The organism is Caulobacter sp. P1_B12_2 (assembly GCF_056406675.1).
In genome coordinates, this window is the sequence record NZ_JBFTZS010000159.1 from 1 (window position 1) to 9,304 (window position 9,304).

Annotated in this window: 6 protein-coding genes; 5 read left to right on the plus strand and 1 reads right to left on the minus strand. The window is 71.4% G+C overall.

The annotated features are described in order from the left end of the window. The first annotated feature begins 207 nt into the window (after positions 1-207). Together AC1DZ6_RS11840 and AC1DZ6_RS11845 are read left to right on the plus strand one after the other, a co-directional pair. On the plus strand, positions 208-3,450 hold the full coding sequence (locus AC1DZ6_RS11840) for an autotransporter outer membrane beta-barrel domain-containing protein (RefSeq protein WP_477097377.1): 3,243 nt from the start codon (positions 208-210) through the stop codon (positions 3,448-3,450). A gap of 2 nt (positions 3,451-3,452) precedes the next feature. Next, on the plus strand, positions 3,453-4,178 hold the full coding sequence (locus AC1DZ6_RS11845) for a response regulator (protein ID WP_477097378.1): 726 nt from the start codon (positions 3,453-3,455) through the stop codon (positions 4,176-4,178). A 131-nt stretch (positions 4,179-4,309) separates the two neighbouring features. On the opposite strand, the gene AC1DZ6_RS11850 is transcribed toward AC1DZ6_RS11845, so the two are convergent. Further along, complete coding sequence (locus tag AC1DZ6_RS11850; protein WP_477097379.1) at positions 4,310-5,626, minus strand: oxygenase MpaB family protein; 1,317 nt, start codon at positions 5,624-5,626, stop codon at positions 4,310-4,312. Positions 5,627-5,769: 143 nt separating this feature from the next. Here AC1DZ6_RS11850 and AC1DZ6_RS11855 point away from each other — a divergent pair, with 143 nt between their 5' ends. The 3 genes from AC1DZ6_RS11855 to AC1DZ6_RS11865 all read left to right on the plus strand — a co-directional run bounded on the left by AC1DZ6_RS11855 (position 5,770) and on the right by AC1DZ6_RS11865 (position 9,219). Further along, positions 5,770-6,393: a TetR/AcrR family transcriptional regulator gene (locus tag AC1DZ6_RS11855; RefSeq protein ID WP_477097380.1), complete on the plus strand. Its 624-nt coding sequence runs from the start codon at positions 5,770-5,772 to the stop codon at positions 6,391-6,393. Between the two features lie 148 nt (positions 6,394-6,541). Further along, positions 6,542-7,261, plus strand: a complete 720-nt coding sequence (locus AC1DZ6_RS11860) for a response regulator (RefSeq protein ID WP_477097381.1) — start codon at positions 6,542-6,544, stop codon at positions 7,259-7,261. Then, the gene (locus AC1DZ6_RS11865; RefSeq protein WP_477097382.1) at positions 7,258-9,219 is read left to right on the plus strand and encodes an ATP-binding protein; all 1,962 of its coding nucleotides are present in this window, start codon (positions 7,258-7,260) and stop codon (positions 9,217-9,219) included. The genes AC1DZ6_RS11860 and AC1DZ6_RS11865 overlap by 4 nt, the downstream gene beginning before the upstream one ends. The last annotated feature ends 85 nt before the right edge of the window (positions 9,220-9,304 follow it).

Consider the following 9,304-nt stretch of genomic DNA (forward strand, 5'->3'; position numbering starts at 1 on the left):
CCCTTGCGGCGTGTCCCCAATCGTGGGCTCCGCGCGAAGTCAGGGGACACGCCGCAAGGGCGTGTCCCCGTTTTGCCCACCCACCGACACACTCCCGAGACATTGCATCGGTTTCGAACGGCTCTGCTTATCGAGGTCGATACCTAGGGGTCATCCAGGAGCCATGGCGGCGCTCTAGCCAGGGACGGCACGCATCACAGGCCGTCCATGTCCCGCAAACTCCTCGCCACGGCCGCCCTGGCCCCTCTGCTGATCTGTGGAGGTAACGCGGTCGCCGAAACCCAGGTGACCAGCAGCGCGCGCACCGCGCCGATCGCCACCTCGACGGCCAATTCCGGGGCCGCCGACGACGTCAAGATCACCAGCGACGGCGCGATCACCCCGACGGTCTCGGGCGCGATCGCCACGCTCGACAGCGACAACATCCTGACCAACGCCGGCGCGCTGCAAACCGTCGGCGTCTCGGACTCGATCGGCGTGCTGGTGCTGGGCGGCCATACGGGAACCCTGCTCAACAGCGCCACGATCAGCCTGACCGAGGACTACGACTATACCGACGACGACAGCGACGGCGACTATGACGGCCTGTTCGCCAAGGGCTCGGGCCGCTACGGGATCCGGCTGACCGGGACAGATCCGTTCGTCGGCGCGATCACCAACGACTCCACCGGCGTGATCACCATCGAGGGCAACGACTCGGCGGGCATCAGCCTGGAGGCGCCCCTGACCGGCTCGCTGGTCCATGCCGGATCGATCAGCGTGGTCGGCGACCGCGGTTACGGGATCCACACCGCCGGGACGGTCAGCGGCGGTCTGACCAGCACGGGCTCGATCAGCGTGCTGGGCGCCGGCACCGTCGGCCTGGCGGTCGATGGCGACGTGGGCGGCGCGGTCGTCATCCAGGGCTCGGTCTATGCGACCGGCTACCGGGTCACCAGCCGCTACACCGACCCGGACGACGAGGCCCTGCTCGACGCCGACGACCTGCTGCAAGGCGGCGGCGGCGTGAAGATCACCGCCGACGTGGCCGGCGGCGTGCTGCTGGACGCTCCGCCCACCGACACCAACGACGACACCTCCGACGACGAGGACGGCGACGGCGTGACCGACAGCAGCGAGGGCACGGCCTCGATCACCGCCTACGGCTCGGCCCCGGCCTTGCTGATCGGCTCGGACACCCGGGCCGTGACCCTGGGCGCGGTGGGAGCCGGCGACGACGCCTACGGCCTGATCATCAAGGGCTCCGTGACGGCCGGGGGCATCCACGACGGGATCAGCGCCACGGGCGTCCAGATCGGTGGCGACGCCGGCCAGGCCACGATCATCACCGGCGGGATCAAGGTRACCAACTCCATCTCGGCCAGCGCCTACGAAGGCGACGCGGTGGGGCTGAAGCTGAACGCCGGCGCCGTGGCCGACACTCTGTGGAACACCGGCGCGATCAGCGCCTCGGTCACGGGCGACACCGCCGTCACCGCCAAGGCCGTCAGCATCGCGGCCGGGGCCAGCATGACCAGCCTCACCAACGCCGGCACGATCACCGCCACCGTCGGCGGCGAGGGCGGCTCGGCCTACGCCATCATCGACGAAACCGGCGGCCTGAAGACCATCACCAACACCGGCGCGATCGCCGCCTATGTCGTCGCCACCGACGACGAATACGACACCGACGACACCGACACGGACGCCGGAAACGAGGTTATCCACGGCGTGGCGACGGCCATCGACGTGTCGAGGAACACCACCGGCGTCACCATCGTCCAGACCGGGGTCAATGACGGCGACGATCTCGACGACGACGTGGCCGACACCGATACGGACGGCGACGGCGTGGACGACGCGGACGAGCCGTTGATCCGCGGTCGGGTCCTGCTGGGCTCGGGCGCCGACAGCCTGTCGATCCTGAACGGCGGCCTGATCGGCGACGTGTCGTTCGGCGACGGCGCCGACAGCCTGACCATCGATGGCACGGGCTACATGATCGGCGCCCTGCGCGACAGCGACGGCCTGCTGGACATCAGGATCGGCAACGGCTCGCTGGGCCTGACCAACGCCGAGACCATCAAGGCCACCAGTCTCAGCCTGGGCGCCGACAGCGTTCTGGTGTTCACCGCCGACCCCGCCGCAGGGACCCAGACCAAGCTGGTGGTCGACACCGCGACCATCGAGTCCGGCGCGACCCTGGGCCTGAACCTGACCAGCCTGCTGACCGCGCCGACCACCTATACGGTGATCCAGGCCGGCAGCCTGACGGCGGGCGCCATCGACCAGGACCTGCTGGGCCACGCGCCCTATCTGTACGTCGCCAGCGGCTATGCCTCGGGCAACGACGTGCTGATCGACGTGCGGCGGCGCACGGCCGCCGAAGCCGCGATGTCGGCCAGCCAGACCAGCGCCTATGACGCGGTGTTCGCGGCCCTGTCGAACGACACCGACATCGCCGGCGCCTTCCTGAACCAGAGCAGCCGCGACGGCTTCTTCGGCCTGTACGACCAGATGCTGCCCAGCCAGGGCGAGGGCCTGTTCTCGGCCTTGCAGACCGTGCAGCAGCAGATCTCGGCGGCCACCGCCAATCGTCCGGACGTCGGCGACCGCTACGGACCCGACAGCGTCTGGCTGCAGGAGATCAACGCCCTGGTCCGCCGCGAGGACGGCGACACCCAGGGGTCGGACACCCAGGCCCTGGGCATGGTGGCCGGCTACGAGGCGATGGGCGACGCCGGCGGAGCTCTAGGCCTCACCCTGGCGGCGGTCAGCCTGGAGGAGCACGACACGGTCGCCAAGCTGGGCGAGAAGACCACCGCCTCGATCCTGCAGGCCGGGCTCTACTGGCGGCGCTCGGTCGGCGGGTGGCGGTTCAATCTGGGCGGCGGAGCCGGTTACAGCCGCTTCAACGGCGACCGCGGCTTCGTCAGCGCCGACATCAATGGCGACGGCACGGCGGACGTCAGCCTGACCAACACCGCCGCCTGGAACGGCATGGTCGCCAACGCCTTCGCCGGCCTGGCCTACGAGGCGCGGATCGGCGAGGTCTATCTGCGTCCCGAGGGCCGGCTGGACTATGTCTGGCTGTGGGAGGGCGAGCGCCGCGAGCACGGCGGCGGATCAGGCTTCGACCTGACCGTGGCCTCGCGCAAGGCCGACAACCTCAGCGGCGACCTGGGCCTGGTGCTGGGCCGGCAGTACGGCAAGGACGTCTGGGTGCGGCCCGAGCTGCGGGTCGGGTATCGCCAGACCCTAGCCGGCGCCATGGGCGACACCATCGCCAGCTTCGCCGGCGGCTCGGCCTTCACCCTGGCCGCCGCCAACGACAAGGAAGGGGCGGTCACCCTGGGCTTCGCGGTCCGCGCCGGCTCGGCCCTGTCCTACGTGGCCTTCGAGGGCGGGGCCGAGGCCTCGCGCAAGCAGACCAAGTACACCGCGCGGCTGACCGGAAGGGCGATGTTCTGACCATGGACAAGCGGATCCTCGTGCTCGATGGCGATCCCGTCGCCCGCCACGACATGACCGGTCTGCTCAGCGGCTACGGCCTGACCACCCTGGGCGCCGGCAGCGCCCGCGAGATGGAGCAGATCCTGCGCGAGACCCAGGTCAATCTGGTGATGCTGGACATGATGCTGCCCGACGCCTCGGGCCTTTCGGTCTGCTCGCGCCTGCTCGGCCTGCCCGTCCCGCCGGCCATAATGGTGGTCTCGGACTCGGGCGAGGAATGCGACGTGGTCGTGGGCCTGGAGTTCGGGGCCGACGACTATGTGATCAAGCCCTATCGCCCGCGCGAGCTGCTGGCCCGAGTCAGGGCGGTGCTGCGTCGCCACGACGACGTCCGCCCTGAGGAGCCGGTCCGCGACGCGCCGGCCGTCTATCGCTTCGAGGGCTGGCGGCTGAACGTCGCCACCCAGGCGCTGTTCGATCCGCGCGGCGCGCCCGTGCCCCTGTCGACCGCCGAGTTCCTGGTGCTGTGGGCCCTGGTCGCCCGGCCCAGCCAGGTGCTGACCCGCGACGAACTGCGCCAGGGCCCGCCCGACGCCCACGCCCGCCCCGCGCCACAGCAGGTCAATGTCGCCATCAGCCGCCTGCGCGGCAAGCTCGCCCGCATCGACGGCGGCGCCCACCTGATCCGCACGGTGCGCCATGTGGGCTACATCTTCGYGGCGCGGGTGGATCAGGTGCAGGAGTAGGTCCTTAGCCATAGAGGTTGTCATCCCGGACGTAGCGCAGCGAAGATCCGGGACCGCCGGAAGCGCGGCGCTCAGGCGTCGGTCCCGGATCTGCGCGCTGCGCGCTTGTCCGGGATGACAGCTTTCGAGTTTCACGCCGCCGCATGCGCGGGCCGGTACCGCGCCGCGTCGGTGACGTATTCGGCGTGGCCGTAGCGGGCCAGCAGCTTGCGCACCCGGCGCACCAGGACCGCGTCGGCCGCGTCGCGCAGCACCGGCACCTTGTCGGCCGCCTTGAACGCCGCCATCCGCGCGATCACCCCCAGGGCCACGGCCGCGAAGACCAGCCGGTCGGCGGGGTCGACCTGGACGCCCATCCGCGCCGCCGCCGCCCGGTCGCCGTTCATGAAGTGGCGCAGGAAGAAGGCCTTGGCGAAGCGACGCTCGATGCGGTCGTGCAGGCGGTTGGCGGGCGACCGGTCCGGCGGCAGATAGGCGGCCAGGGTGGCGCGGACCAGCGCCCCGCAGGTCTCGTCGTCGAAGCCCTGGCGCAGGGTGCTGTTGCGGGCGGTCATGATCCGCACCACCCCCTCGGGCGTGTCGGCCAGCAGATCCTCTGGCAACCCCAGCAGAAAGCAGCGATAGCGCGCCAGCTCGACCCTGGCCCGCTCCTCGCGCGTGAACTGGCGGCGGCCCTGGCCCAGGATCTTGAAGGCCATCAGGAACACCGGGATCAGGCCGGCCGGCATCTGGTCGACCTGGGGGATCGGCACGCCGTAGACCGACACGTCCCAGCGGCCCGAGCGGATGGCGTTGAACCGCACCATCGAATGCATCAGCCGCACCATGGCGGCGGCCTTGAACCCCTGTCCGTGCCGCTCCAGCGCGCCGGGCAGCACGGTGGTGGCGAAGAAGGTCGCCGTCTCGTTGACCCGGCGGGCGGCGGTGTCGCTGCTCAGGGTCCCGGTCAGGGCCATGGGCAGGGCCGAGTACTTGTTCAGGAAAGTCGCCACGAACGCGCCCCGGATCGCGAACGGCGCCAGGTGGGCGGTGGCGTTGAGGTCCAGCCGCGCCCCTTCGCGCACCAGGTCCATGTCGACCCAGCCGGGCGTGGCCTCCATGTCGGCGATGAAGGCGGCCAGCTGCGGCGGCGCATCGGCCACGGCCGCGACGCCGTGCTCGCAGGCCGTCGTCAGCATGTCGATCAGCCGGCGAAAGCCGTAGGTCGGGATCAGGGCGGCGTAGGCGTCGGCGACGATGTCGCCCAGCATGGTGTAGGCCTGGACGCGGTCGAGGTCGTCCTGGGTGACGGTCACGCCCAGCGGCGCGCGGTCGCGGACCACCGCCTTGGCGGCGTCCAGCGTGAAGCGTTCGGGCACGGCGTCGAAATCGACGTTTCCGTACAGCGCCGGCAGCAGCGTCTTCTGCGACGCCACCTTGGCGCGGACCTGGTCGATGGAGAGGCTCATCGGGCTCCTGGGGTTGCCGAACCCGCTGTTTCCCAAAGGGGTCAGCGCGGATCCTGGTGTCGCCGATCAGGTTATGTAAGCGTTGTTCAGGTTCCTACTCGCCTTCCCGCCGCCGGCGGGAGACGTCGCATGAAGGGTCGCAAGTGTCTGAAAGACAACGCCGAACACCGCGCCAGGCCCGTTCGGAATCGACGATCGACGCGATCCTCGACGCGACCTTTCAACTTCTCGAGGCCGATGGCGCGGGCAAGCTGACCACCAACCACATCGCCGAACGGGCCGGCGTCRGCATCGGCACCCTCTACCAGTACTTCGGCGGCAAGCAGGACATCCTGGCCGCGCTCGCTCAGCGCCGCGCCGCCAGCGTGCGCGACGCCATCGCCGAGACGGTGATCGAGCGGCCGGAACTGGGCAGCGTGCGGTCGATCGTCCGGGCGCTGATGCGCGGCTTCCAGGGCTCGCCCGCCACCGGCCAGGTGCTGTTCGACGCGCTGTTCCAGAAGGGCGAGGACGGGATGCTGATGCATCACCATCGGGCCTTCATGGCCTCGATCGCCGGCAAGGCCCAGCTGGAGATCGCCCTGACCGACGAGTCGGCCTTCGTCCTGACCCACGCCGTGATCGGCCTGCTGCGCGCGGCGGCGGCGGAGAAGGATCTGGGCCTGGACCCGGCCGCGCTGGAGGACGAGCTGGTGCGGCTCATGGAGGCCTATGTGGCGGCGTTGGCGGCGGCGCCGCGCCCCCTTGCCGCGACAGACGAGCCGTAATGTTTCGGATCGATGCAGTCCTGTTTCGGTCCGATACAAAACCCTATCCAAAACGGCGCCGGAGGCCCTGGAAGGCCGCCMCGCCGCGACGCTTCGCCCATGGCGAAAGGTCCCGGCCGCGCCATATTCTGGGCGTATGTCAGCCGCCATGATCCAGCCCGCGCTCGCCGAAACCGCCACCGTCCTGCTGGTCGAGGACGACGACGTGCTGCGCCGGGAGATGGCCGCCTATCTGGACGCCCAGGGCTACACCGTGCGCCAGGCCGCCAGCGTGGCCGCCGCCCGCGAGGTGATGGAGACCCGGCCCGTCGACGTRCTGGTGCTGGACGTCAACCTGCCCGGCGAGAACGGCCTGTCGCTGTGCCGCCAGGTCTCCGGGACCAACGGCCCGGCCATCCTGCTCCTCAGCGCGCTGGGCGATCCGGTGGACCGCATCGTCGGCCTGGAGCTGGGCGCCGACGACTATGTGGTCAAGCCGATCCCGCCGCGCGAGCTGCTGGCCCGGGTCAAGGCCCTGCTGCGCCGCCGGGCCGGGGGCAAGGGTCCACGCAGCGACGTGCGCCTGTTCGCCGGCTTCAAGCTGGACGTCGCCGCCCGCCAGCTGACCGCGCCCAACGGCGTGCTGCTGCTGCTGACCCCGGGCGAGTTCACGATCCTGTCGACCCTGGTCGATCATGCCCGCTCGGTGGTGTCGCGCGACGAGCTGCTGACCATCATCGCCGGCGAGACGGTCGAGAACCTGGGCCGCCGCGTCGACCTGCACATCAGCCGCCTGCGCCGCAAGATCGAGGCCCAGTCCGACGAACCGCTGATCCGCACCTATCGCGGCATGGGCTACATGCTGGACGCCAGGGTCACGATCGAATGATCGCCCGGGGGGGCCTTCCGCGTCGGTGGCCCAGCCCGCCGATCGCCGTCCAGGTGATGGCCCTGCTGCTGGCGGGACTGGTCGCGGCCCAGACCGTGACCCTGGGCCTGACCGTGCTGCTGCCCCCGGCCCCCGCCATGCATCACAGCCTGGCCGACATCGCCGCCGGCCTGCGCGGGGCCGTGCCCGACAGCGACGCCGACCGGCCGCTGGTGCGCACGGTCGAGACCCAGCCGCCCAGCCTGCTGAGCCCCGGCTGGGTAGCCTCGGAGCCGGCCAGCGCCGATCTTGCCCGCTTGCTGAACGTGCCGCGCCAGGATGTCCGCCTGCTGTTCTACGCCCCGCCGCCGTTCGCCGGCGCCGAAAGCCGCCGTCCCGGCCATCCGCCGCTGGCCCTGCTGTTCACAACCTACGCCGAGGCCCAGACCCTGCCGCCGGGGCCGGGACCGGGCGGCGTGGGCGAACGCGGCATGGCGGGACCGATGGGCGCCATGGGGGGCGGCGTCCAGGTTCGCCAAGGCTTTCCGGGATCGTCGCCTGACGCGGGGATGCGCGCCGCCGGCGCCCAGCGGGTGTTCCGAACGGACGACGGCCCCGGCATGGGCGCCAGTCAGCGGACCTTCAGCTATTCATCGGCCGCCGCCGACCGGGACCGCGCGACCAATCCGCTGTTCGCCGCGCCGTTCCGTTCGCGGGTGATGACCCTGCCCGACTCGCTGCGCGGCGTGGCCAAGCCCGCGCCCCCGCTGGACCCGGTGGCCGACGCCGCCGCGCGCGAGCCGACCCTGAAGCGCCCCCCGCCGCCTCAGCCCCTGGCGCCGGCCGTCCCGGTCACCGAGCCGGTTCAGGCCGCGCCGCACGTCGCCCTGCCCGCGTCCACGCCGCCGGCCGCGCCCAAGCCTGAACCCGAGACGACGGCGGGCCGCCCCCTGGCCGCGCCGGCCGCCCGCAACCTGTTCGGCCTGGCCCCGCCGCCGTTCATCGAGGGCGACTTCGTGGCCGCCCTGCGGGTGGGCCCCCATCAGTGGGTGACCCTGCGGCCCCAGCCCRAGGCCTTCCCCAACAGCTGGCAGCGGCGAGTGCTGATGTGGTTCGCCCTGTCGCTGGCCGTGGTGGCGCCGCTGGGCTGGATCTTCGCCCGCCGCCTGGCTGCGCCCCTGGCCGGCTTCGCCCTCGCCGCCGAGCAGCTGGGCCGCGACCCGGCCTCGCCGGTGATCGTCGCCGACGGCCCCGCCGAGATCGGCCGCGCCGCCCGGGCCTTCAACGCCATGCAGGGCCGGCTCAGCCGCTACATCACCGACCGCACGGCGATGATCGGCGCGATCTCGCACGACCTGCGCACGCCGCTGGCCCGCCTGCGATTTAGGCTGGAGCGCGCCTCGCCCGCCCTGCGCCGCGAGATCGGCCAGGACCTGGACCAGATGGAGGCGATGATCACCTCGGTGCTGGCCTTCATGCGCGAGGACGCCGAGGCCGGGGCCCGCCAGCGGGTCGACCTGCGCTCGCTGCTGGAATGCGTGATCGACGAGGCCGAGGTCACCGGCGCCGACGTCGCCCTGGCGCCCGGCGAGCCGGCCGAGGTCGAGGTCTCGGTCCTGGGCCTGCAGCGCGTGTTCGCCAACCTGGTGGACAACGCCGTCAAGTACGGCGACAGCGCCCGGGTGGCCCTTCACGTCGAGGGCGACGAGACGGTGGTCGAGATCCGCGACCGGGGTCCGGGCCTGGAGCCCGCCGAGTTGGAGCGGGTGTTCACGCCCTTCTATCGCGGCGTCGAGGCGCGGACGTCGAGCAAGCAGGGCGTGGGGCTGGGGCTGTCCTCGGCCCGCTCGATCGTCCGCGCGCATGGCGGCGACATCCGGCTGATGCTGCCGGGCGACGGCCTGCTGGTGCAGGTGCGGCTGCCGCTAGTCGGGACGGTGGAGGCCAGGCCGCCGGTGCGGTTGCAGGCGGCGGAGTAGAGGGCGCTTCCACTCCGCTCCACGTTCCTTTCAGTCGTCATTCCCGCCCTTGTGGCGGGAACCCCTGGTTCAGCCGACGGTGAGA